Source organism: Amycolatopsis deserti, from assembly GCF_014653945.1.
Lineage (GTDB): Bacteria > Actinomycetota > Actinomycetes > Mycobacteriales > Pseudonocardiaceae > Amycolatopsis_E > Amycolatopsis_E deserti.
On sequence record NZ_BNAU01000001.1, the window covers coordinates 464573 to 488206 of the forward strand.

The window sequence follows — 23634 nt, forward strand, 5'->3', positions numbered from 1 at the left end:
TGAATCGTCGGCCGGGTAGGTATGCGTTAGGTTGTCCCCGTGCACGGAAACCTGGACGAGATCGACGAGCGGCTCGTCCGCGCCCTGCACGAGGACGGCCGGGCCTCCTACGAGACGCTGGCCCGCCTGGTCGGGCTGGCCCGGTCCACCACGAAGGCCCGCGTGCAGCGCCTGCTGGGCGAGGGCGGGCTCCGGCTGGTCGGGGCGATCCACCCGGCGGTGTTCGGGCTGCACCAGCTCGGCCACGTGACCATCGAGACCGACGGCCCCGCCGGCCCGGTCGCGCGGCAGGTCGCCGAACTCGACGAGGTCTCGTTCGTCACCACCACCGCGGGCCGGTTCGCCGTCACCGCCGAGCTGCGCACCGCCGACCTGGAGTCCTTCGCCCGTGGCCTCGCCCGCGTGCAGGCCGTGCCGGGGGTGCGCGCGCTGCAGACGATGACCTACCTGCGCATCTGGAAGGACCCCTACTTCCCGCCCGGACCGCTGGAGAGCCCCGGCCCGCTCGCGCACATCGAGCTCGACGCTTCCGACCACGCGTTGCTGGCGCACCTGCGCGCCGACGGCCGGGCCTCCTTCGCCGAGCTGGCGAGCGTCACCGGCCTCTCCCCGGGAGCGGCGCGCGCCCGGGTGCTGCGGCTGCTGGAGACCGGGGTGGTCCACATCGGCGCGCTGGTGCGGTTGACGCCGCTGAGCCGCGTGCACACGATGGGGTTCGCGCTGGACGTCAACGGCGACACCGAGCCCGTGGCGCGCAAGATCGCCGCGCTCGACGAGATCGACTGCCTGGCCACCGGGATCGGCTGGTGCGGCGGAATCGGCACCATCCGGGCCGGCTCACTCGACGACGTGCTCGCCACGCTGGAGCGCGTGCGCGGCCTGCCGGGCGTGCGGACGGTCGAGGCGTGGACGCACCTGCGGGCCATCAAGGAGGAAAACGACCGGGCGCTGCCGCTGGCCGAATAGGTCCGGTGCGGCCGGGGAAGTCGGCCGTCGCGCGTGGTCTGACGTGTCCGCGCTGCCCGGCGACACCCAGATCCGCGCCCTCGAAGTGACCACGGCAACGAGCTGTACCGGCTGTGGGGCGGGTGACCGGACGGATCCGTGGACACACCGTGGTTCGCCGGGCAAGAGGCGTTCGGCCCTAGCCGGGCGGTCGCGGACCGGGTGTGATCGGGCCGGTGCAGACCGATTTCACCGCCGTGCCGGACTGGTTCTCCTGGGAGAACAGCGGCGCGTCGATCGCCACCGCGGGCGGGGACGTCGTGCTCCTGATGGTCGACGACCCGCCCGGCCAGAACGCCGCCTTCTACCGCGTAGGGCGCGGGCTGGACGGCACCGGCGCACTGACCGGCGGGTGGACCGCCTGGCAGCAGGTGCCGGACTGGTTCTCCTGGGAGAACGACGCGGCCGGGGTCGCCGTGGCCGACGTGAATGGCGACGGCGAGCCCGACCTGATCGTCTACCTGATCGACGCGCCGGACGGCCCGAACCAGGCGTTCTACCGCGTCGGCTGGTCGCTCGACCGGGACACCGGTGCGGTGACCGGCGGCTGGACGCCGTGGCAGCCGGTGCCGGATTGGTTCGCCTGGCTCAACGCCGGCGGGGACATCACGGTCGCCCGCACCGCCGGCGGCCTGCAGCTGGTCGTGTTCATGGTCGACGCGCCCGAGGGTGCGAACGCCGGTTTCTACCGCAGCGGCACTCTGAACCCGGACGGCGTGGTGGCGGACTGGCGGCCGTGGCGCGCCGTGCCCGACTGGGGGTTCTGGGACAACCAGGGCGCGGCCGTGGCGGTCGCCGACCTCGACGGGGACGGCAACGACGAGCTGATCGTCCTGACCGTCGACAACCCGGCCGGTCAGAACCGCGCGCTGTGCACGATCGGCTGGCGGCTCGACGACGAAGTGCGGCCCGCGGACGGCTGGGGACCGTGGATTCCGGTGCCGGACTGGGGGTTCTGGGAGAACCAGGGCTGCGGCCTCGCCGTTGCCGCGTTCGGCGGCGAACCGCACTTCGTCGTGCTGGCCGTGGACAACCCGGCCGGGCAGAACGCCGCGCTGCACCGGCTGCTGCACCCGCTCACCGACCTGCACATGGCGCGCGAGATGGGGGCGTGGCGCCTGCTCGAACGCGACTCCGGCACCCTCGCCGTGCACGCCGCGCTGCTGCGCACCGGGGACGTGCTGTTCTTCGCCGGGTCGAGCAACGACCCGGACCGGCACAACGCGCACCTCTACGGCACCACGGTGTGGCACTACCCCGGCGAGGACGTCGAGCAGCCGCACACTCCGGTCGACCTGTTCTGCGTCGGGCACGCGTTCCTGCCCGACGGCCGGCTCCTCGCCGCCGGGGGAACCGGGCAGTACGACCCGTTCCTCGGGCTGCGGCAGTCGATCGTGTTCGACCCGGACACGCTGACCTGGACGGCGCAACCGGACATGGCCGGCGGCCGGTGGTACCCGTCGCTGCTCGCGCTGGGGGACGGGCGGGTCCTCGCCGTCGCCGGGCTCGACGAGACCGGCATGCTCAACACCGTGCCCGAGGTCTACACCGGCGGCGCGGGCTGGGCCACGCGGCCCGGGTCGGCGCACTGGCCGATGTACGGGCACCTGTTCCTGCTCGCCGACGGCCGGGTGTTCTACAGCGGCGGCCAGTACGGCAGCAACAACGGGGTGGGGCCGGGCGTGTGGGACCTGGCTTCGAACGCCGTGACCGGCGTCCCTGGCCTGCCCGACGCCGGGCGGCGCAACCAGTCGGCGAGCGTGCTGCTGCCGCCGGCGCAGGACCAGCGGGTGATGATCGCCGGTGGCGGGCCGTGGGACATGCACGACCAGTCCGGTGCGACCGCGTCGGCCGCCATCGCGGACCTGTCCGCGGCCGCGCCGCGCTACACGCCCGCGGCTGACCTGCGCATGGCGCGGATGCACCTCTGCGCGACGCTGTTGCCGGACCGGACCGTGCTGGTCAACGGCGGTTCGATGATGGAGGAGCACGCCGACGCCGCGGCGCTGGCAGCCGAGATCTTCCACCCGGCGAGCGGGGCGTGGACGATGGCCGCGGAGAGCCGGGTGCCGCGGCTGTACCACTCGGTGGCGCTGCTGATGCCCGACGGCAAGGTCGTGACCGCGGGCTCCAACCCGGCGCGCAAGACCGAGGAGATGCGCATCGAGGTGTTCTGGCCGCCGTACCTGTTCGCCGGGTCGCGCCCGCTGGTCGTGGTGACCACGCCCGAGGTGCACTACGGCGGGACGCTGGAGGCCGGCGTCCCGGACGCGGCCGACATCGGGAGCGCGTCGCTGATCCGCCCCGGCTCGACGACGCACTCCAGCGAGCTGGAGCAGCGGCTGGTGGATCTGCCGGTGACCGTGGCCGGGACGGACCGGCTCCGGATGGAGCTGCCAGGCTCGCCGGACCTGGCTCCGCCGGGCTGGTACCTGCTGACGGTGGTGAACCACGCGGGAGTCCCGTCGCCCGCGGTGTGGGTGCGGCTGAGCTGACCGGTCAGGCCGCCAGGCGCTGGAACAACGCTCGCGTGTGCACGAGCGTCCGGGCGGTGCGGCGGCCGGCGGCGGAGGCCGCGGGAGGGCGCCCACGGATGTCGAATATCCATAGTGGACTGCCGCGAAGCTGGCGGGACCGGCACGGACGCATGCTCGGCGCGATGACCGCCGAGGAGCGGCAGGGGCTGATGCTGGGGCCGCGGGCGCTGGCCCGCGAACTCGACGGCCTCCCCCCCCCCCCCGCACGACGCCAGTTGACCCCGGGTGACTTGACCCCGGGTGATCCCACCCCACAGGGAGATCACCCGGGGCCGGACCGGGTGGCCGGAGGCCCGCCGGGGCGGGCTTTCCGGCCGCCCGGGTGGACCGGGTGGCGTGGCTGCCCGGGAGCACGGCGGCCCGGCCCCGCCCAGCGGGCTGGGCCGGGCGCGCATGGCGGGCCGCGGTCGCCGGCGGACCTTCAGGTGAACCGGCGCTCGGCGCGGGCTGATCGTCATGCGAACCGGCGGTTGCTGGCCGGCTGGCTGTCATGCGAACCGGTGCTCGGTCGCCGGCCGACCTTCACGTGAACTGGTGCTCGGCGGTGGGCTGACCGCAACGCGAGCCGGCGCTCGGCGGCCGGAATGGGTCCTCTGCCGGAGGCACGACACCGCCTGGACGGGGGGTCGCCATCCAGGCGGTGGGCACTGCCCGGGCGCCGGTCACCGCCCGGGCATCGTCCGAACGGGGGTTACCGTCCGGGCGGGCGCGGTCATCCCTCAGCCCAGCGCGGGCACCGCCAGGCGGCGTTCGTTCGCGGTGGCGTCGTCGGGGGCCTCCTGCGCGGTGCGTTCCGCCTCGACGCGCGCCCGGTAGTGCGCCACCTCGCGGTCGCGGCGCTCGGGCGACCACCCCAGCTCCGCGGCGATCAGGTCGGCCACCACCGGGGCCGCCGCCAGGCCGCGGTCCCGCTGCTCGATCGAGATCCGCGTCCGCCGCGTCAGCACATCTTCCAGGTGCAGCGCCCCCTCGTGCGTGACGGCGTACACCGCCTCCGCCTTGAGGTACTCCGGCGCGCCCGGGATCTCCTCGCCCAGCTCCGGCCGCTGCCCGACCAGCTCCAGGACCTCCTCGATCGCCGTGCCGTACCGGCCCAGCAGGTGCTCGATCCGCGACACCGGCAGGCCGGCGCGCCGGGCGAGCGCGTACCGGCCCTCCCAGACCTCGGCGTACCCGCGCGCGCCGACGATCGGCAGCCGGTCCGTCCACGACGGCGGCGCCGGACGGTCCACATCGGACATCGCGGCGTCCACCGCGTCCGCCGCCATCACCCGGTACGTCGTGTACTTCCCGCCGGCCACCACCACCAGCCCCGGCACCGGGTGCGCCACCGCGTGCTCCCGCGACAGCTTGGTCGTCGCGGTCGCCTTCGCCGCCAGCAACGGCCGCAGCCCGGCGTACACACCTTCGATGTCGTCGTGGGTCAACGGCTTGCGCAGCACCGCGTTGACGTGGTCGAGCACGTAGTCCACGTCCGCGCGGCTGGCCGCCGGGTGCTCGCGGTCCAGGTCCCACTCGGTGTCGGTGGTGCCGACGATCCAGTGCGGGCCCCACGGGATCACGAACAGCACGCTCTTCTCCGTGCGCAGGATCAGCCCGGTGTCCAGGTCGATCTTCTCCCGCGGCACCACCAGGTGGATGCCCTTCGACGCGCGCACCGTGAACGGCTTCTCGATGCCCGCGGCCTCGGCGATGTCGTCGCTCCACACGCCGGTCGCCGCGATCACCACCCGCGCCCGGACGGTGATCTCCGCGCCGCTTTCCCGGTCGGTCACCCGCGCGCCGACGACCCGCTCGCCCTCGCGCACCAGCGACGTCACGCGCGCCCGCGTCACCACCGCCGCGCCCTGGTCGGCGGCGGTGCGGGCGATCATCATGGTGTGCCGGGCGTCGTCGACCTGCGCGTCGTAGTACTGGATCGCGCCGATCAGGGCGTCGTCGGCGAGGCCGGGCGCCACCTCGAACGCGCGGCGCCGGCTCAGGTGCCGGTGCCGCGGCAGCGCCCGCGCCCCGCCGAGCGTGTCGTAGAACGTGACCCCGGCCCCGATGTACCCGCGCTCCCACACCCGGTGCTGGAGCGGCACCAGGAACTTCACCGGCCGCACCAGGTGCGGCGCGAGGGTGCGCAGCAGCAGCCCGCGTTCACGCAGCGCCTCCCGCACCAGCTTGAAGTCCAGCTGCTCCAGGTAACGCAGCCCGCCGTGGATCAGCTTGCTCGACCGGCTCGAGGTGCCGGCCGCCAGGTCGCGGGCCTCGACCAGGGCGACCGACAGCCCGCGCGAGGCGGCGTCCAGCGCGGCGCCCGCGCCGGTCACACCACCACCGACGACGAGCACGTCGAACTCTTCGTTCGCCAGGCGGCGCAGCGCGTCACCACGGTAGGCGGGGGACAGGGGTTGGGACACGGCTTTCTCCTTGCGGTTTCGTTACTCGACGTCGACCCAGTCGAGGGTGCGGCCGACGGCCTTCTGCCAGCCGGCGTAGCCCTCGGCGCGCTGGGCGTCGCTCCAGGACGGTTCCCAGCGCCGGTCCTCGTTCCAGTTCTGTTCCAGCTCGTCCGTCGACCCCCAGAACCCGGCGGCCAGCCCGGCCGCGTAGGCGGCACCGAGCGCGGTGGTCTCGGCGACGACCGGCCGCGACACCGGCACGCCGAGGATGTCGGCCTGCAGCTGCATGCACAGCTCGTTCGCGGTGACGCCGCCGTCCACGCGCAGCACGTCGAGCGTGACGCCGGAGTCGTTCTGCATGGCCTCCACCACGTCGCGCGTCTGGTAGCAGATCGACTCCAGCGTCGCGCGCGCCAGGTGGGCGTTGGTGGTGGCGCGGGTCAGGCCGACGATCGCGCCGCGCGCGTCCGAGCGCCAGTACGGCGCGAACAGCCCGGAGAACGCCGGCACGAAATAGATCCCGCCGTTGTCCTCCACCTGCCGGGCCAGCGTCTCGCTCTGCGACGCGCCGCTGATGATGCCCAGCTGGTCCCGCAGCCACTGCACGGCCGACCCGGTGACGGCGATCGACCCTTCCAGCGCGTACACCGGCTTGGCGTCGCCGAACTGGTAGCACAGCGTGGTGAGCAGCCCGTGCTTGGAGCGGACCAGCTCGTGGCCGGTGTTGAGCAGCAGGAAGTTGCCGGTGCCGTAGGTGTTCTTGGCCTCGCCGGGCCGGAAGCACACCTGCCCGACGGTGGCGGCCTGCTGGTCGCCCAGCACGCCGGTGATCGCGATCTCGCCGCCCAGCGGGCCGTCGGCGCGGGTGGTGCCGAAGTGGCCCGACGACGGCTTGATCTCCGGGAGCATCCGGCGCGGGATGCCGAAGAACGACAGCAGCTCGTCGTCCCAGTCCAGCTTCTCCAGGTCCATCAGCATGGTGCGGGAGGCGTTGGTGACGTCGGTGACGTGCACACCGCCGTCCACCCCGCCGGTGAGGTTCCAGATCAGCCAGCTGTCGGTGGTGCCGAACAACGCGTCGCCGTTTTCGGCGTCCGCGCGGACGCCGTCGACATTGTCCAGGATCCACTGCAGCTTCCCGCCGGAGAAGTAGGTGGCGGGCGGCAGGCCGGCCTTGCGCCGGATCACCTCGCCCTGGCCGCCGCGCTCCAGCGCCGAGGCGATGCGGTCGGTGCGGGTGTCCTGCCACACGATCGCGTTGGTGTAGGGGCGGCCGGTGCGCCGGTTCCACACCACCGTGGTCTCGCGCTGGTTGGTGATGCCCAGCGCGGCCAGGTCGGCCACCGTCAGGTTCGCCTTGGTCAGCGCGCTGGCGATCACCGCGCGGGTGCGCTCCCAGATCTCGGTCGGGTTGTGCTCGACCCAGCCCGGCCGGGGCAGGATCTGCTCGTGCTCGAGCTGGTGGCGGGCGATCTCGTTGCCGCCGTGGTCGAAGATCATGAAACGGGTGCTGGTGGTGCCCTGGTCGACGGCACCGACGAAGTCGGGCATGGTCACTCCTTCGTGAACTCAGGCGGTGGGCTCGAGGGCCTTGGCGGGCCCGATGTCCTCGGTGCGGGGCAGGTGGCGGCTGATGAAGTACTTGTAGATCGCGCCGCCGATCACCGCGCCGACCAGCGGGGCGACGATCGGCACCCACCAGTACGGGCTGCCGTACTGGTCGTTCCACGCGGTGTCGTAGCCGGTCAGCCAGGACGCCAGGCGCGGGCCGAAGTCGCGGGCCGGGTTGATGGCGTAGCCGGCGTTGGTGCCCCAGGCCATGCCGATCGCGACCACCAGGAAACCGACGACGACCGGGCCGAGGTTGGCCGCGGGCGCGGTGTTGCGCAGGTCGGTGATGGCGAAGATGACCAGGGCCAGGATCGCGGTGCCGATCACCTGGTCGCGGAAGGCGCCCCAGTCGCCCACCGGGAGGGTGCCGTTGCCGGGCAGGGTCGAGAACACGCCCTGGGTCTTGATGGTCAGGCCGGGGTCGACGGCGTTGAGCACTTCGGTGTAGTTCCAGCGCACCAGCAGCGCGGCGACGAACGCGCCGGCGGTCTGGGCCAGGGCGTAGGGGGCGACCTTGCGCCACGAGAAGCCCTGGAACACCGCGAGCGCGACGGTGATCGCGGGGTTGAGGTGGGCGCCGCTGATCCGCGAGGCGACGTAGACGCCCAGCGTGACGCCGATGCCCCAGGCCCAGGCGATGCTGTCGTGGTCCCCGATTCCGGCGGCCGCCACCTGGGCCACCACCCCGCATCCGAACAGGATGAGGATCATCGTCCCCACGAACTCGGCGGCGAGTTCGCCGGCGAGCCCGTGAGCCTTGAGGCTTCGCGTCATTGCTTCCTCCACAAAGGACCGGTTCCCCCATTGGTGACGCCGAAGCTATGACCGGCGGACAGACCCGGGCAACGCGCCGCGGTCGGCATTGTCGAACACTCGGAAGCGCGGTTCGACATTGTCGAACCCGGTGCGGGCGCGTTAGGGTCCCCGCTGTGCCCGGTCCGATCCAGTCCATCGAGCGCGCCGCCGCGATCCTGCGGCTGCTGGCGCGCGGCTCCGGGCGCCTGGGCGTGGTCGAGATCGCCGAGTCGCTGGAGCTGGCCAAGGGCACCGCGCACGGCATCCTGCGCACGCTGGCCGGCGTGGGCTTCGTGGAGCAGGACCGCGACACCGGCAAGTACCAGCTCGGGGCCGCGCTGCTGCACCTGGGCAGCAGCTATCTCGACGTCAACGAGCTGCGCTCGCGGGCGATCAACTGGGCCGACGCGCTGGCCGCCCGCAGCGGCGAGGCGGTGCGGATCGGCGCCCCGCTGCAGGGCCGGGTGCTGGTGGTGCACCACGTGTTCCGCCCGGACGACAGCCCGCAGACCCTCGACGTCGGCTCACTGCTGCCGCTGCACGCCTCCGCGCTGGGCAAGGTCCTGCTCGCCTACGACGCCGCGCTGCTGGCGTCCTGGCGCTCGGCCGGACCGGAGACCTACACCCGCCGCACGCTCGCGCCGGCCGCGCTCACCCGGGCGCTGGCCGAGGTCCGCCGGGCCGGGTGGGCGGCCGAACGCGGCGAGATGGTGCCGGGGGAGGCCGGGATAGCCGCGCCCATCCGCGGGCACGGTGGCATCGTGGTCGCGGCGATCGGCGTGTCCGGCGCCGAGGACCGGATCTGCGAGCCGAGCGGGACCCCGAAACCGCGGCTGCTCGAGCACGTCCGCGACGCGGCCAGGGCGGTGTCGCGCGACCTCGTCGCGTCCCGGTGAGGAAGGAGGTGCGGTGCAGCACTACGTGATGGCGGTCGACCAGGGCACCACGTCGACCCGGTGCATCCTGTTCGACGCCCGCGGCCGGCTGGTGTCGGTGGCGCAGCGCGAGCACCAGCAGCACTTCCCGCGCCCCGGCTGGGTCGAGCACGACGCGACCGAGATCTGGCGCAACCTCGCCCGGATCGTGCCGCAGGCCCTGGCCGACGCCGGGATCGGCGCGGACCAGGTGGCCGCGCTCGGGATCGCCAACCAGCGCGAGACCACCGTGCTGTGGGACCGGCACACCGGAGTGCCGGTCGGCCGGGCCGTCGTGTGGCAGGACACCCGCACCGACGGCATGGTCGAGGCGCTGGCCCGCGAGCCGGGCGCGGACCGCGTGCGGCGGCTGTGCGGGCTGCCGCTGGCGACGTACTTCTCGGCGCCGCGCATCCGCTGGCAGCTGGAGCACATGCCGGGGCTGCGGGAGCGGGCCGAGCGCGGCGACGTGCTGTTCGGCACGATCGAGAGCTGGCTGATCTGGAACCTCACCGGCGGGCCCGAGGGCGGGGTGCACGTCACCGACGTCACCAACGCCTCCCGCACCATGCTGATGAACCTGCGCACGCTGTCCTGGGACGACGAGCTGCTGGAGTTCTTCGACGTGCCGCGCGCGATGCTGCCGGAGATCCGCTCCTCGACCGAGGTGTACGGCACGACGATGCGGGTGGTGCCGGGGATCCGGATCGCCGCGGCGCTCGGCGACCAGCAGGCCGCGCTGTTCGGGCAGACGTGTTTCGCGCCCGGTGAGGCGAAGTGCACCTACGGCACCGGCAGCTTCCTGCTGCTCAACACCGGAACCACGCCGGTTTTGAGCACGCACGGGATGCTCACCACGGTCGGGTTCCGCATCGGCGACGAGCCCGCGGTGTACGCGCTGGAGGGGTCGATCGCCGTCACCGGGTCGCTGGTGCAGTGGTTCCGCGACGGGCTGGGCCTGATCGGAAGCGCGCCCGAGATCGAGACGCTGGCGCGGACGGTCTCCGACAACGGCGGGTGCTACATCGTGCCGGCGTTCTCCGGGTTGTTCGCGCCGCACTGGCACAGTGAGGCGCGGGGTGTGATCGCGGGGCTGACGTCCTACATCACGAAGGGGCACCTGGCGCGGGCGGTGCTGGAGGCCACCGGCTGGCAGACGCGCGAGGTGGTGGAGGCGATGAACGCCGACTCCGGGATCGCGTTGTCCACGCTGCGGGTGGATGGCGGGATGACCGCGGACAACCTGCTGATGCAGTTCGTCGCGGACGTGCTGGACGTGCCGGTGGTGCGTCCGATGGTGGCCGAGACGGTGTCGCTGGGCGCGGCGTACGCGGCGGGGTTGTCGGTGGGGTACTGGCCGGACCTGGAGGGGTTGCGGCGCAATTGGCACCGCGCGGGTCAGTGGCTGCCGGAGATGGACCCGGCCCGGCGGGAGCGGGAGTACGCGCACTGGCGGCAGGCGGTGGAGCTGACGTTCGGGTGGACGCGCCCGTCCCCGGCGGCGACCCCCGGGACCGACGTGACGGAGCTGGTGCAGGCCGACCACCGGCGGCTGGAGGAGTTGTTCCGGGAGCTGCGCAACGACCAGGCCGACCGGGTGGCGCTGGCGGGCGAGCTGGCGGCGCTGCTGACCGCCCACGCCACGGCGACTTCGCGGGTGCCGCACCCGGCCGCGCCGGGGGTGGACATCACCGCCGACGTGGTCGCGCTGGTGGAGTCGGGTTCGGAGAAAGCGTTGCTGCGCCTGGAAACCGCCGTGGAGGACCACATCCGCGCCGAGGAGCGCGGGCTGCTCAACGACCTGCGCCGCACGGTGTCCCCAGCCGAGCGGCTCAGTTTGGGCCGGGCGTATGCGGCGGAACGGGCCCGGCGGTTGGATGCGAGTCCGGAGTTGGGTCGCGGGCTGCGCCTGTGAAAGCGCAGCCCGCGCCCGGCAGTCCTCAGCCGATCAGGTCGTCCACCGTGGGGGCGATCGTGCCGAAGAGGTCGCCGATCGTGGTCAGGGCCGCGGTGTGGAGCGTGCCGGCCGCGACCGGGGTTCCGTCCGGGGCAGGCAGGGTCCGCGCGGCGCTCGCCTCGGCGACGACCGTCGGGCGGTAGCCGAGGTTGAAGGCGCCCTGGGCGGTGAACATGACGCACATGTGGGTCATGAAACCGGCCAGCACCAGGTCCTGCCGCGAGCCCAGCTCGCGCAGCGTCTTCTCCAGCCCGGTCTCGTGGAAGGCGTTCGGCACCTGCTTGACCACCACCGGCTCCCCGTCGATGGGCGCGACCTCCGGGCTGATCGCGCCGATCTCGGCCCGGATGTCGTACGGGCTGCCCGGGCCGCCGTCGTTGACGACGTGGACCACCGGGGCACCGGCCTGCCGGGCGGCGGCGAGCAAGCGGGCGCCGGCCACGAGCGCGGGTTCGGCGTCGCCGAGGGCCATCACCCCGGTGCGGTAGGTGTTCTGGTAGTCGATCAGCACCAGGGTGGCGTCGGCGAGCCGGGGCAGCTCGGTGCCGAGGCCGATCACCTGGCGCAGGGTCGCGGAAACGGTCATGGCGGAACTCCTTCTGGGCAGGGGAAACTACGGGCGCGGCGGGATTGCCGTGCCCGGAAACAGGGGAACCGGGTCAGACGGTGGTGCGGAAGCGGCGGCGGTAGGCCGCCGGGGTGGTGCCGATCTGCTTGCGCATCGCCCGGTGCAGGGTCTCCACCGACCCGAGCCCGCAGACCGCGGCGACCCGGTCCAGTGGCTCGTCGGTGCTCTCCAGCAGACGGCGGGCCGCCTCCACCCGGGCGGCCTCGACGTAACCGGCCGGGGTGGTGCCGGTCTCCTGCCGGAAGACCCGGGCGAAGTGCCGCTCACTCAGGCACATCCGGGCCGCCAGCGCCGCGGTGGACAGGTCGTCGTCGAGGTGGTCGGCGATGAACATCCGCAGTTCGTCGATGTCCCGGCGGGAGGCAGGCGGCCGGCTCAACGGCACCGAGAACTGGCTCTGCCCGCCCTGGCGCTTGAGGTACATGACCAGCTGCCGCGCCACCGCCAGGGCGACCTCCTCGCCCAGGTCCTCGGCCACCAGCGCGAGCGACAGGTCCATGCACGCGCTGATCCCGGCGCCGGTCCAGACGTTGCCGCACCGCACGAAGATCGGGTCCGGGTCGACCCGCACCGCCGGGTGGTCGGCGGCCAGCTGGGCGGCGGTCGACCAGTGGGTGGTCGCGGTCTTGCCGTCCAGCAGCCCGGCCGCGGCCACCACGTGCGCCCCCACGCACACCGAGGCGACCCGGCGGGCCAGCGGCGCGGTCGCCTTCACCCAGGCCACCACCTCCGGGTCGATCCGGGCGACCGGTCCGTCCGGGTGCAGGTCGACCGCGCCGGGCACGAGGAGGGTGTCCAGCGCGCCGTCCACGTCGGCGAAGGCGAGGTCGGTCACCAGCCGCACCCCCGCGGACGTGGTGACCACGCCGGACTCCGGTCCGGCGAGCTGGACGCGGTAGCCCGCGGCGCCGCCGGTCTCGCGGTTGGCCAGCGCGAACACCTCGGCCGGGCCGGTGACGTCGAGCAGGTCGACGTCGGGGAAGACCGCGATCACGATGCGGCGGGTGGTTGCCATGCACCCATCGTGACCGGCGAGGGGGCATGTCGGCAATGACGGTGTTCTGTCACATCCGGACACGCCTCACAATCGAGTCCGCTGCCTCGTCGTACCTGGGGAGCACACCACCGAGGGAGCCGTCATGACCACCGATCCGAGCCTGGGCGCGATCATCAGCGAGCGGCGCCAGCTGATCAACCTCGCGTACCGCCTGCTGGGCACCCTCGCCGACGCCGAGGACGTCGTGCAGGAGACCTACGCCCGGTGGTATGCGCTGTCCCGGGCGGAGCAGGACGCGATCGCCTCCCCGGGCGCGTGGCTGACGACCGTGGCCAGCCGCATCTGCCTCGACCTGCTCGGCTCGGCCCGCGCCCGCCGCGAGCGGTACGTGGGCGAGTGGATCCCGGAGCCGCTGCCCGAGGGCGGGCGCGCCGGTGACCCGGCCGATCGCGTCACGCTCGACGAGTCGGTCAGCATGGCCTTCCTCGTCGTGCTGGACGCGATGACCCCGGCCGAGCGGGTGGCGTTCGTGCTGCACGACGTCTTCCGCTACCCGTTCGCCGAGGTCGCCGAGATCGTCGGCCGCACCCCGGCCGCCTGCCGCCAGCTGGCCAGCTCGGCGCGCCGTCGCGTCCGGGACGCCCGCGTGCCCGTCACGCCCGCGGAGGAGCGGGCCGAGGTCGTGCGGAACTTCAAGCGGGCGTGGGAAACGCAGGACATCAAGGCCCTCGTCGGCTTGCTGGACCCCGGCGCGACGGTGATCGCCGACGGTGGCGGGGTGGTCAGCGCCGCGCTCCACCCGATCGAGGGCGCCGAGGAGATCGCGCGCTACCTCGCCACGCTCGCCGAGCACGCGCCCGCTCTGGGGCTGCTGGAGCGCACGGTCAACGGCCAGCCCGGCCTGGTGGTGCGGGACTCCGGCCGCACCGAGGCGGTGATGGCGTTCGAGGTCGCCGCCGGCCGCATCACGTGCATCTGGGCGGTGCGCAACCCGGAGAAGCTGCGGCCGTGGACCGATTCCTGACGCCTTCCCGTTTGTCTAGGCTGGGGCCGGACAGCGGGGGTGTGCGATGGGTGTGGGCGGTGCGGAGTTCCACCGGATGGTGGACGCGCTGGCGGAGGTCGAGCGCGGCAAGGGCAGCGAGTACACGTCGTTCAGCGTGCGCGGCAAGCGGTTCGGCTACTACTGGCCGCGGACGGAGACGGTGGGCCTGAAGCAGACGCTGATCGAGCAGCAGGCGCTGGTCGCGGAGCGGCCGGAGGTGTTCGAGGAGCAGTTCACCGCGGGCGGGTTCGGCTGGGTGGTGGTCCACCTGGCCGGCATCGAGGCCGACGAGCTGGCCGAACTGGTCTACGAGGCGTGGCGGCTGTCCGCGCCGGAGGAGCTGATCGCCGCGCAGCCGCTGCCGCAGCCGCGCTAGCGGTCACCACGTCACCGGCGGCACCACCTCGCCGGTCGCGCGTCCGTCCGGTTCCAGCAGCCAGCCCATCCGCTTCGGGGTGCGCAGGTTGATCCCGTTGTCCCGCACGGTCAGCCACGGCAGCTTCTCCCCGATGAGGCGCTCCAGGCGCAGCAGATCGGCCACCGACCGCGTCCACACCGTGAACGCGATGTTGCTGTCGCCCGTGGTGGACACGCACATCCGCAGCTCCGGCAGCGTGGTGATCGCCTCCACGGTGCGCTGCTGGTCCGCCGGGGCCACGCTGGCCAGCCACGTGCTGCTGATCGGCCAGCGCGACACCGACTGGGCGACCTCGCACCGGAACGACAGCAGCCCCGACGCCAGCAGCCGCGCCAGCTGCCGCCGCACGGTCGCCGGGTTGCGGCCGGTCAGCGCGGCCAGCTCGGCCGCCGTCCGCCGGCCGTCGTGCGCCAGCGCCTCGATCAGCGGGCCCGCGTTCGCGGGCGGGGTCACGCCCGGCGCCGGGCGCGTCGCGCGGGCCGCGGCCTCGAACGCCAGCTCCTGCGACCGGTTCAGCGCGTCCAGCCGCCACGAGCTGCCGTCCCGGTGGGTGGCGCTGACGACGTGCGTGCGCTGCCGCTGCACGCCGGGCATCCGCGGCAGGTCGTCGAGCACGAACGTGGTGAGCCCGGCCAGGTCCGGGGTGATCACGGTGAGCAGCAGGTCCCGGCCGCGGGTGGACTCCTCGACGGTGACCGCCCGCGGATCCGCGCACACCGCCCGCACCGCCTCGTCCCGCGCGCCGGGCAGGCAGTCCACCTCGACCAGGGCCAGCACGATCCGCCGGTAGTCCCCGCCCGGGTGGGCCGTCACCCACGCCACCCCGCCCTCCCGCAGGCGGGCCCAGCGCGCGGCCACCGTCGCCGGTGTCGTGCCCAGGATCCGGGCCGCGTCCGCCCACGTCACCCGCGGGGCGATCTGCAGCCCGTGGAGCAGCTCGAGATCCCGCTCGTCCGGATCGGGATGCACGAAAACCTCCCTCAACGCCGAAGCCGTGCGCGGATCGTGCGATTTCCGCTGCCGGAGAGTATCCGTTCCGCACACTCCGGGGAACAACGTGACGACGAGGAGGGTGGAAGCCGATGTCGGTCGTGGCGGACGCCAGGGCGATGGCGGAGGACCTCATCCGGCTGCGGCGGGACCTGCACCGCGAGCCCGAGGTGGGCCTGCACCTGCCCCGCACGCAGGAGCGCGTGCTCGCGGCGCTGGACGGCCTGCCGCTGGAGATCACCACCGGCCGCAGCTCGACCGCGGTCACCGCGGTGCTGCGCGGCGACGGTTCCGGCCGGGCCGTGCTGCTGCGCGCCGACATGGACGGCCTGCCCGTCCAGGAGGAGACGGGGCTGGACTACGCCTCGCGCGTCGAGGGCACCATGCACGCCTGCGGGCACGACCTGCACACCGCGATGCTCGCGGGCGCGGCCCGGCTGCTGTCCGATCGCCGCGACCGGCTGGGCGGCGACGTGGTGTTCATGTTCCAGCCGGGGGAGGAGGGCTGGGAGGGCGCGCGGGCCATGATCGACGAGGGCGTGCTCGACGCCGCCGGCCCGCGCGTGTCGGCCGCCTACGGGCTGCACGTGTTCTCCACCTTCGCGCCCGGGTTCGCCAGCCGCCCGGGCCCGATGCTGGCCGCCTCCGCGTCGTTCGCGGTCACCGTGCACGGCCGCGGCGGGCACGGCTCCGCCCCGCACCTGGCGCGCGACCCGGTGCCGGTGGCCGCCGAGATGATCACCGCCCTGCAGACGATGGTCACCCGCCGCTTCGACGTGTTCGACCCGGTCGTGCTCACCGTCGGCGTGGTCCAGGCCGGCTCCCGCAGCAACATCATCCCGGAGACCGCCCGGTTCGAGGCCACCGTCCGGACCTTCTCCCGCGACGCCGGGGAACGCGTCCGGGACGCCGCGGTCCGGCTCGTGCGGGGCCTCGCGCACGCCCACGACGTCGAGGTCGAGGCCGAATACCTGGAAGCCCGGCCCGCCACCGTCAACGACGCGGACGAGACGGCGTTCGCCTCGGCGGTCGTCCGCGAACCTTCGGCGACGACCGCTACGCCGGCATGCCCAACCCGATCGCCGGGGCCGAGGACTTCTCCCGGGTCCTCGCCGAGGTGCCCGGCTGTTTCCTCGCCCTCGGCGCGCTGCCGGCCGGCGCCGACCCGCGCCGGGCCGCGTTCAACCACAGCCCGCACGCCGTGTTCGACGACTCCGTGCTCGCCGACGGCGCGGCCCTGTTCACCGAGCTGGCCCGGCGCCGGCTCGCGTCCGAAGGAGACCGACGATGACCGAAACCGCGCAGCGGGCCACCCGCACCGCCGCTCCCCGCCGCACCACCACGCTGATCGGCACCGGCCTCGGGCACGCGCTCGAGTGGTACGACTGGGGCATCTACGCGATCTTCGTGCCGTTCTTCGCCACGCAGTTCTTCGACCACACCAACGAGTTCTCCGCGGTGCTGTCCAGCCTGGCGGTGTTCGCGGTCGGGTTCGTCGCGCGGCCGCTGGGCGGGCTGCTGTTCGGCTGGTTCGCCGACCGCGCCGGACGCCGGACCGCCATGTCGGTCACGGTCGCGACCATCGCGGCCGCCAGCTTCGTCATCGGCGTGGCCCCCACCTACGCCGCGATCGGGGCGTGGGCGTCGCTGATCCTGCTGCTCGCCCGGGTGGTGCAGGGCCTGGCCTGCGGCGGGGAACTGCCGTCCGCGCAGACCTACCTGTCCGAAATGGCGCCGGCGCGGCGGCGCGGGCTGTGGTCCAGCCTGATCTACATCGCCAGCGTCTTTGGCAACGCCGTCGGGGTGGTGCTCGGGCTCGTGCTCACCGTCGCGCTGACGCCGGAGCAGATGCAGTCCTTCGGCTGGCGCGTCCCGTTCCTGCTCGGCGGGGTGTTCGGGCTGATCGCGGTCTACCTGCGACGCAACCTCGCCGAGAGCGAGACGTTCACCGCGGCGCGGCGGGAGAAGGTGCGGCTGTGGCCGGCGATCGTCGCGCACCGCAGGCAGGCGCTGCAGGTGATCGGGCTGGCCGTCGGGTTCACCGTCGTCTACTACTCGTGGGTGATCGCCGCCCCGGCGTACGCGATCAGCTCCCTCCACATCGGATCGACCGCCGCCCTGTGGGCCGGGGTCGGCTCGGCGGTGATCCTGATGGTCACCATGCCGTTCTGGGGCATGCTGTCGGACCGGATCGGCCGCAAACCGGTGCTGCTGATCTCCACCCTCGGGTGCGCGGCGCTGCTGTTCCCGGTCCAGTTCCTCGTGCGCACCAGCGCGTGGCAGCTGTTCCTGGGCATGAGCCTGGCCGCGGTGTTCATCTCCGCCGGCGTGTCGATCCTGCCCGCGGTGTACGCGGAGATGTTCCCGACCGCGATCCGCGCGCTCGGGCTCGCGGTGCCCTATTCGATCGCCGTCGCGGCGTTCGGCGGCACCGCGCCGTATCTTCAGGCGTGGGCCGGCGCGGAGTTCGGCCGGTCCGCGTTCACCGGATACCTGGTCGTGCTGATGCTGGTGTCCAGTGCCGCCATCGCCACCCTGCCCGAGACCCGAGCCAAGGAACTGAGCTGAGCCCATGTCCCTGCTGGACGCGCTGACCGCCGGTCACCACATCGCCGACCTGTCCCAGCCGCTGGAGAACGGCATGCCGTCCTCGCCCACGCATCCGGCGTTCCGGTTCGCGCTGGCCCAGCGGCACGGCGACGTGGTCCGCGAGGACGGCCTCACCGGCTCGCACGAGCTGATCGTGATGGGTGGGCACGTGGGCACCCACATGGACGCGGTCAGCCACGTCGCCGCGGACGGCGTCTTGCACGGCGGGGTGCCGGTGGCCGATGCGTTGGAGCGGGGACGCTACCGGGTCGGCGGCATCGAGGCGGTGCCGCCGATCCTGTGCCGCGGGGTGCTGTTCGACATCCCGCGGCTGCGGGGCGTGCCGCGGCTCGGGCCGGGGGAGGCGGTCACCGCCGAGGATCTCGCCCGGACCGGTCTCGAGCCGCGTGCCGGGGATGTCGCGCTGGTGCGGACCGGGTGGGCGCAGCTGTGGGACCGGCCGGCGGACTACCTCGGCGGCCCGGGTGGTGTGCCGGGACTGGACGCGGGCGGCGCGCGGTGGCTGGCCGAGCGCGGGGTGCGCGCGGTCGGTGGCGACACGATCGCGCTGGAGCGGATCAGCCCGGAAGCCGGGCTGGGGCGGCTGCCGGTGCACCGGATCCTGTTGCAGGAGGCCGGGGTCAACATCATCGAGGTGATGAACCTGGAGGAGCCGGCGGCGGCCGGGGTGGACGAGTTCCTGTTCGTGTGCGCGCCGCTGCGGGTCGTCGGCGCGACTGGCGCGCCGGTGCGGCCGCTGGCAGTGTGGTGACGCGTGGGTGATCAGCGGGACCGGATGCTCGCCGGGGAGCCGTATCGCGCCGACGATCCGGAGTTGCAGGCCGGGTTGCGCCGCGCGGCCGGGTTGCAGCGGCGGTTCAACGCGAGCGGGGACCCGGCGGTGCTGCGGGAGCTGCTGGGCTCGGTGGGGGAGGACGTCGAGGTGCGGCCGCCGCTGTACGTCGACTACGGCTCGCACATCACGATCGGGCCGCGCACGTTCCTCAACTACGGCGTGGTGCTGCTCGACGTCGCTCCGATCACGATCGGCGCGGACGTGCAGATCGGCCCCGGGGTCCAGCTGCTGACCCCGACGCACCCGCTGGACCCGGAGCTGCGACGGGCGAAGTGGGAGGCCGGGAAGCCGGTGACGGTGCAGGACAACGTGTGGCTGGGCGGCGGGGTGATCGTGTGCCCGGGCGTGACGATCGGGGCGGACACCGTGGTCGGCGCGGGAGCCGTGGTGACGCGTGACCTGCCGGCGGGCGTGGTGGCGGTGGGCAATCCGGCGCGGGTGGTGAAAACGCTCTGAGTCGTGTCGATCCGGCGCGTGGTGGTTCGACGTACCGGTATCAGGCACGAGGAGGAGGGACCGCGGCGATGACCACCACGACACTGCTGAGCCGGATCGCTCTCGACGACGCGCTCGTCGCCGAGGACCACGCCGAGGAGAGCGGCTTCCTGGACCCGCTGGACCGGATCACCTGCCCGGTGCACCGCCGCTGGATCCACCAGTGCTGCCACAGCGACCTGCACGTCAGCCAGGTCAGCGGGCACCGGTGGTGCCGTCCGTGCAAGCGGGCGCTGGAGGTGGCGGTCGACGAGGTGCTCGGCACGGTCACCCTGCGCTGCCCCAAGTGCGCCCGGGGAAGCCACACCCGCGCCGACGCGCAACTGATCGCAGCCTGCGAAGCAAGCCTCGCCGCGGCGACCCGCATCGTGCGGCGCGCGGCCTGACCGATTCCGTTCGGCGGGGGCCACACCATCCGCAAACTCCACTAGGTCGAGTTGGCCGGTTACGCGGTCAAGCTCGGGTTGCCCGGTCTCCGAGACGCTGGAGATCTCGGCGCCCGCGGCCAAGAAGCGCGTCTCGCGGGGGCGGCGGGCGTTGGCGACCTCCTCGATCGCCCCCCTCGCCCGGGAACCTGACGGACTGGCTGTCGCGATTGCTGCGGATGCTGCCGGACCAGCAGCGGGAGATCGTCGTGCCGCGGGTGGTGGTCGGCCTGTCGGCGGAGGAGACCCCCCAGGTGGTCGGCTCGACGCGCGTTGCGCAGCACCGGGCTCTCGCGCACCTGCGCCGGGCGCTCGGGAAGGCACGCTAGCGCGCCGACCTCGCCCGCGGCCCGCCCGGCCACTCGGCCGGCCCGAGATCCGTCCCGGCCGGCCGGCTCCTCCTCGCCACCAGCCGGTTCGAGTCCACCACCTGGTCGGCCACGGTCGGCGGATCGCCGCTGGGCGGCGCCGCGAGCCGATCGTGTTCGTGGCGGACAGGACCGTTGACAAAAGGCAGGTAAATACCTGCATAATGGTCGGCGTGAGCGCGGAAGCGATGGACGCGGTGTTCAAGGCGCTGGCCGACCCCACCCGGCGGCTGCTGCTGGACCGCCTGCGGGAACAGAACGGCCAGACGCTGAGCCAGGTGTGCGAGCGGCTCGGCATGGCCCGCCAGTCGGCGACCCAGCACCTCGACGTCCTGGTGCGGGCCGGCCTCGTGACCGTCGTGCGCCGCGGGCGGCAACGGCTGCACTACCTCAACCCGGCGCCGATCCACGAGATCGAGCAGCGCTGGATCGCCGAGTTCGACAAGCCGCGGCTGCGCGCGCTCACCGCCATCAAAGCCCGAGCCGAGGAGTACGCCATGACCGTCCCCGACTACGTCTACGTCACCTACATCCGTGCCAGCGCCGAACAGGTGTGGCACGCCCTCACCGACGCGGACCTCACCGCGCGGTACTGGGGGCACTCCAACGTCTCCGACTGGCAGCCCGGCTCGCCCTGGGAGCACCGCCGGGCGGACGGGTCCGGCGCGGTCGACGTCGTGGGGGAGGTGATCGAGTCCGAGCCCCCGACGCGCCTGGTCATCACGTTCGAGGACTCACCGCGGGAGTCGCGGGAGCCGTCGGTGGTCACCTTCCTCGTCGAACCGCACCAGGACATCGTGCGGCTCACCGTGACCCACGAAAAGCTGCCCAACCGGGAGATGCTCGACGGCATCTCCAGCGGGTGGCCCGCGGTGCTGGCGAACCTGAAGTCGCTGCTGGAGACCGGCGACGTGCTGCCCCAGGCGCCGTGGGAGATGTCCGGAGCGCACGCGTGATCCCGGCGCTGCGAGACGCCTACCGCGGCCTGCTCGACGCCGCCGCCGGTGAATTCGCCGAGCCGCCCGCCGGCGAGTGGACCGCGGACGAGGTCCTGGCGCACGTCTCGATCATCGACGCCGTCACGCTCGCCGCGGTGTCCGCGGTCGCCGCGGGCGAGAACACGACCTACGACAACCGCATCGCGCAGGACGGCTGGACGCTGGCGCGGGTGAGCGCGCTGGCCGGCGGACGCGCGGGGCTCCGGGAGCGCATCCGGCTCCAGGGCGAGGCGCTGTGCACGCTGGCCTCCTCGCTGAGCGAGGCCGAACTCGACACCCCGGTTCCGGCGCGGCTGCTGTCCGGCGGAACGGTCCTGGTCGACGAGCCGCTGCCGCTGCGGGACCTGCTCACCGGCCTGGCCGGGAGCGAGCTGCCAGGGCACACCCGGCAACTGCTCGCCCTCCGGCCGGGCTGACCGCGCGCCCGCTCTGTGGGACGGCTACCACCGGAGCGCGGAACTCCCGCATGATCTCCGCGTGGTGACACGAATCCTCCGCGCGCTCGCTCGCGCACTCGCCGGTGTCGGTCAGGCGATGGCCCCGGCCGGGGCGCACGATTCCGGCTTCGCGTTGCCCCGGATGGACTACCCGCCGGTGGGCCATCCGGCGGACCGGCTCACCGAGCCGCTGTCCGCGCGGGAACGGCAGGCCTTCCACGTGCTGACCGCGGATCTGGCGCTGTGACCGGGCCGGTGCGGCGCCGGACGGTGCTCGGCCTGGCGGGAATCGCCGCCGCCGGTCCGTTGTGGACGACCGCGGCCGCGGCGGCCGACACTCCGATCGTGAAACCGCTGCCCCCGGAGGACTTCACCCTGCTCGGCACCAACGCCGAAATGCGGTGGGACTCCCCGCACCCGGTCGGCGACATCGTGCCGGTGTCGCGGTTCTTCGTGCGCAACCACACCGCCACGCCCCGCCTGGACGCGCGCACGTGGCGGCTGGAGGTGTCCGGTGACGGGCTGCGCGGCGGGCCGGTCACCTTCACCTACGACGATCTGCTGCGCCTGCCGTCGCAGACGATCACGGCGGCGATCGAGTGCGCCGGCAACGGGCGCGGGTTCTTCACCTCCCAGCAGGGGCAAACCGTGGCAGGCACGGCGTGGCGGCTCGGCGCGATCGGGGTGGCCCGGTGGCGCGGCGTCCCGCTGGCGACGCTGCTGCACCGCGCCGGACTCGCCCGCGACGCGGTCGACGTGCTGCCGGAAGGGCTGGACGCGGACTACGTCACCGGCGGGGTGAACCTGGGCCGCGTGCGGCGGCCGCTGCCCATCGGCAAGGCGCTCGACGACGTACTGGTCGCCTACGAGATGAACGGCGAACCGCTGCCGCCGGACCACGGGTTCCCGGCGCGGCTGGTGGTGCCCGGCTGGATCGGCATCGCTTCCATCAAGTGGCTGGGCCGGATCCAGGTCTCCCGCACCCCGCTCGACTCGCCGTGGGACACCCAGTACTACCGGCTCACCGGGCCGGGCTACCCGGCCGAAGGGCAGCTGCTGACGCGGCAGAACACCAAGAGCGTGTTCGAACTGCCGTGGGGCGCCACGCTCGCGCCGCGCCGGGAGCACGTGCTGCGCGGCCGGTCCTGGTCCGGCACCGGCGGCATCCGGCGCGTCGAGGTCAGCACCGACGACGGCCGCACCTGGCGGACGGCCACGTTCACCGGCAGCGGCCGTGGATGGCAGCGGTGGACGCTGCGGTGGCGCCCGGAACCGGGCGAGCACACCCTCCGGGCGCGCGCGGTGGACCGGTTCGGCGTGGTCCAGCCGGACGTCGAGCCGTACAACACGCAGGGCTACCTGTTCGGCGCGGTGGTGCGGCATCCGGTGACCGTGCGCTAGGGATTCCGTTCGAAGACGAGAGCCGCGTCCTCCGGGGAGCGGGCCCTCGTGGTGATGGTGACGGGGCAGCCCAGCACACCGGACAGTTCCTCGCCCAGCCCGGCGACCTCCGCCGCCCGCGCGCCGGGCCGGACCGCGACGACCAGGTCGAGGCCGGAGTCAGCTCGGTCGCCGGAGCCGGGCAGCCACGCGCGCGTGACCGGGTAGCGGGCCAGGACTTCCCGGGCGCTCCGGTGGTAGCGCGCCAGAAGTTCGCTGGGCCGCAACGTGTTCACCAGATCCGTCGCCAGGCGGAACCCCGCCGCGTGCAGCAGTCGTTCCAGCATGGCGACCGATGGCTGCCGCCGGCCGGCCTCGATCGTCGCCACCGTGGACTGCGGCACGCCCGCCAGCCGTGCCAGTTCCCGTTGCGACAGCCGCCGCCGCGCTCGCGCGGCCGCCAGCAACCGCGCCGCCGTACCGCCCGTGGCGGTGACTGCGGATCCGCTCTCGATTCCCTCGCTGTTCGTGGTCGCTCCGCCACCCATTTCCCAGCACATTGTCAGGCGATTATCCGTGACCATTTCGCCGCGTGCACGGAACCCGCGGGTTGAACCCCGTCTTGACGCGGCAGTAGGAAAACAGTGGGGAGATCTTCTGACCGGAACGCGGCGTGGAAATTGATTTTCGGGCGCCGCTCACCGTTTTCTCCGCCACGCCGCGGGGTAGCTCAGTGCCGGTACATCCTGCTCGCCCCGAGGTGTTCGGGGGGTGGCGCGTGGGTTGTCGGAAGAACTCGCCA

Annotated in this window: 21 protein-coding genes and 2 pseudogenes; 16 read left to right on the forward strand and 7 right to left on the reverse strand. The window is 73.3% G+C overall.

Annotated features, from left to right (window positions below):
- Window positions 1-39: 39 nt before the first annotated feature.
- Both IE290_RS02255 and IE290_RS02260 read left to right on the forward strand, forming a co-directional pair.
- Window positions 40-966 (forward strand): Lrp/AsnC family transcriptional regulator, encoded by a 927-nt coding sequence (locus IE290_RS02255; RefSeq protein ID WP_191242800.1) that lies wholly within the window; start codon window positions 40-42, stop codon window positions 964-966.
- Window positions 967-1181: 215 nt separating this feature from the next.
- The gene (locus IE290_RS02260; protein ID WP_191242801.1) at window positions 1182-3500 is read left to right on the forward strand and encodes a galactose oxidase early set domain-containing protein; all 2319 of its coding nucleotides are present in this window, start codon (window positions 1182-1184) and stop codon (window positions 3498-3500) included.
- A gap of 761 nt (window positions 3501-4261) precedes the next feature.
- Here the strand turns inward: IE290_RS02260 and glpD are convergent.
- From glpD to IE290_RS02275, 3 genes are read right to left on the reverse strand one after another with little or no spacing between them, the layout of a single operon-like run.
- Window positions 4262-5947: a glycerol-3-phosphate dehydrogenase gene (gene glpD / locus IE290_RS02265; protein WP_191242802.1), complete on the reverse strand. Its 1686-nt coding sequence runs from the start codon at window positions 5945-5947 to the stop codon at window positions 4262-4264.
- A gap of 21 nt (window positions 5948-5968) precedes the next feature.
- Complete coding sequence (gene glpK / locus IE290_RS02270; RefSeq protein ID WP_191242803.1) at window positions 5969-7480, reverse strand: glycerol kinase GlpK; 1512 nt, start codon at window positions 7478-7480, stop codon at window positions 5969-5971.
- Window positions 7481-7498: 18 nt separating this feature from the next.
- A complete protein-coding gene (locus IE290_RS02275; protein ID WP_191242804.1) occupies window positions 7499-8314 on the reverse strand; it encodes an MIP/aquaporin family protein in 816 nt (271 codons plus the stop codon).
- Between the two features lie 155 nt (window positions 8315-8469).
- Between IE290_RS02275 and IE290_RS02280 the strand changes: the two genes are divergently transcribed.
- Window positions 8470-9231: an IclR family transcriptional regulator gene (locus IE290_RS02280; RefSeq protein ID WP_191242805.1), complete on the forward strand. Its 762-nt coding sequence runs from the start codon at window positions 8470-8472 to the stop codon at window positions 9229-9231.
- A 28-nt stretch (window positions 9232-9259) separates the two neighbouring features.
- Window positions 9260-11164: a glycerol kinase GlpK gene (glpK, locus tag IE290_RS02285; protein ID WP_191243913.1), complete on the forward strand. Its 1905-nt coding sequence runs from the start codon at window positions 9260-9262 to the stop codon at window positions 11162-11164.
- A 25-nt stretch (window positions 11165-11189) separates the two neighbouring features.
- On the opposite strand, the gene IE290_RS02290 is transcribed toward glpK (IE290_RS02285), so the two are convergent.
- Window positions 11190-11792: an isochorismatase family protein gene (locus tag IE290_RS02290; protein ID WP_191242806.1), complete on the reverse strand. Its 603-nt coding sequence runs from the start codon at window positions 11790-11792 to the stop codon at window positions 11190-11192.
- 73 nt (window positions 11793-11865) lie between these two features.
- Window positions 11866-12849: a GlxA family transcriptional regulator gene (locus tag IE290_RS02295; protein ID WP_191242807.1), complete on the reverse strand. Its 984-nt coding sequence runs from the start codon at window positions 12847-12849 to the stop codon at window positions 11866-11868.
- Window positions 12850-12973: 124 nt separating this feature from the next.
- Here IE290_RS02295 and sigJ point away from each other — a divergent pair, with 124 nt between their 5' ends.
- Window positions 12974-13855 carry an RNA polymerase sigma factor SigJ gene (sigJ, locus tag IE290_RS02300; RefSeq protein WP_191242808.1) on the forward strand — a complete coding sequence of 294 codons (882 nt, stop codon included), beginning with the start codon at window positions 12974-12976 and terminating at the stop codon, window positions 13853-13855.
- Window positions 13856-13901: 46 nt separating this feature from the next.
- Window positions 13902-14252, forward strand: coding sequence for an MmcQ/YjbR family DNA-binding protein (locus tag IE290_RS02305; protein ID WP_191242809.1), 351 nt, complete (start codon window positions 13902-13904; stop codon window positions 14250-14252).
- Between the two features lie 3 nt (window positions 14253-14255).
- On the opposite strand, the gene IE290_RS02310 is transcribed toward IE290_RS02305, so the two are convergent.
- Window positions 14256-15263, reverse strand: coding sequence for an Lrp/AsnC family transcriptional regulator (locus IE290_RS02310; protein WP_191242810.1), 1008 nt, complete (start codon window positions 15261-15263; stop codon window positions 14256-14258).
- Window positions 15264-15376: 113 nt separating this feature from the next.
- Between IE290_RS02310 and IE290_RS02315 the strand changes: the two are divergent.
- The 10 genes and pseudogenes from IE290_RS02315 (at window position 15377) to IE290_RS02360 (ending at window position 22853) form a co-directional block, all read left to right on the forward strand.
- Window positions 15377-16575 (forward strand): annotated as a pseudogene (locus tag IE290_RS02315) (M20 metallopeptidase family protein).
- Complete coding sequence (locus tag IE290_RS02320) at window positions 16572-17852, forward strand: MFS transporter (RefSeq protein WP_191242811.1); 1281 nt, start codon at window positions 16572-16574, stop codon at window positions 17850-17852. The pseudogene IE290_RS02315 and the gene IE290_RS02320 overlap by 4 nt, the downstream one beginning before the upstream one ends.
- 4 nt (window positions 17853-17856) lie before the next feature.
- A complete protein-coding gene (locus IE290_RS02325; RefSeq protein ID WP_191242812.1) occupies window positions 17857-18645 on the forward strand; it encodes a cyclase family protein in 789 nt (262 codons plus the stop codon).
- A gap of 3 nt (window positions 18646-18648) precedes the next feature.
- Window positions 18649-19185: a sugar O-acetyltransferase gene (locus tag IE290_RS02330; protein ID WP_308431319.1), complete on the forward strand. Its 537-nt coding sequence runs from the start codon at window positions 18649-18651 to the stop codon at window positions 19183-19185.
- 68 nt (window positions 19186-19253) lie between these two features.
- A complete protein-coding gene (locus IE290_RS02335) occupies window positions 19254-19610 on the forward strand; it encodes a hypothetical protein (RefSeq protein WP_191242813.1) in 357 nt (118 codons plus the stop codon).
- A gap of 203 nt (window positions 19611-19813) precedes the next feature.
- Window positions 19814-19978, forward strand: a pseudogene (locus IE290_RS02340) (RNA polymerase subunit sigma); the annotation flags it as partial.
- Window positions 19979-20181: 203 nt separating this feature from the next.
- Window positions 20182-20973: an ArsR/SmtB family transcription factor gene (locus IE290_RS02345; protein WP_191242814.1), complete on the forward strand. Its 792-nt coding sequence runs from the start codon at window positions 20182-20184 to the stop codon at window positions 20971-20973.
- Window positions 20970-21431 (forward strand): DinB family protein, encoded by a 462-nt coding sequence (locus IE290_RS02350; RefSeq protein WP_191242815.1) that lies wholly within the window; start codon window positions 20970-20972, stop codon window positions 21429-21431. The genes IE290_RS02345 and IE290_RS02350 overlap by 4 nt, the downstream gene beginning before the upstream one ends.
- Before the next feature lie 61 nt (window positions 21432-21492).
- On the forward strand, window positions 21493-21699 hold the full coding sequence (locus IE290_RS02355) for a hypothetical protein (RefSeq protein WP_229874059.1): 207 nt from the start codon (window positions 21493-21495) through the stop codon (window positions 21697-21699).
- Entirely contained in the window at window positions 21696-22853 is a 1158-nt protein-coding gene (locus tag IE290_RS02360; RefSeq protein ID WP_191242816.1) for a sulfite oxidase, read from the forward strand. Before IE290_RS02355 ends, IE290_RS02360 begins: the two co-directional genes overlap by 4 nt.
- On the opposite strand, the gene IE290_RS02365 is transcribed toward IE290_RS02360, so the two are convergent.
- Window positions 22850-23380, reverse strand: a complete 531-nt coding sequence (locus IE290_RS02365; RefSeq protein WP_191242817.1) for an XRE family transcriptional regulator — start codon at window positions 23378-23380, stop codon at window positions 22850-22852. The two genes, IE290_RS02360 and IE290_RS02365, sit on opposite strands and share 4 nt — an antisense overlap.
- Window positions 23381-23634: the final 254 nt, after the last annotated feature.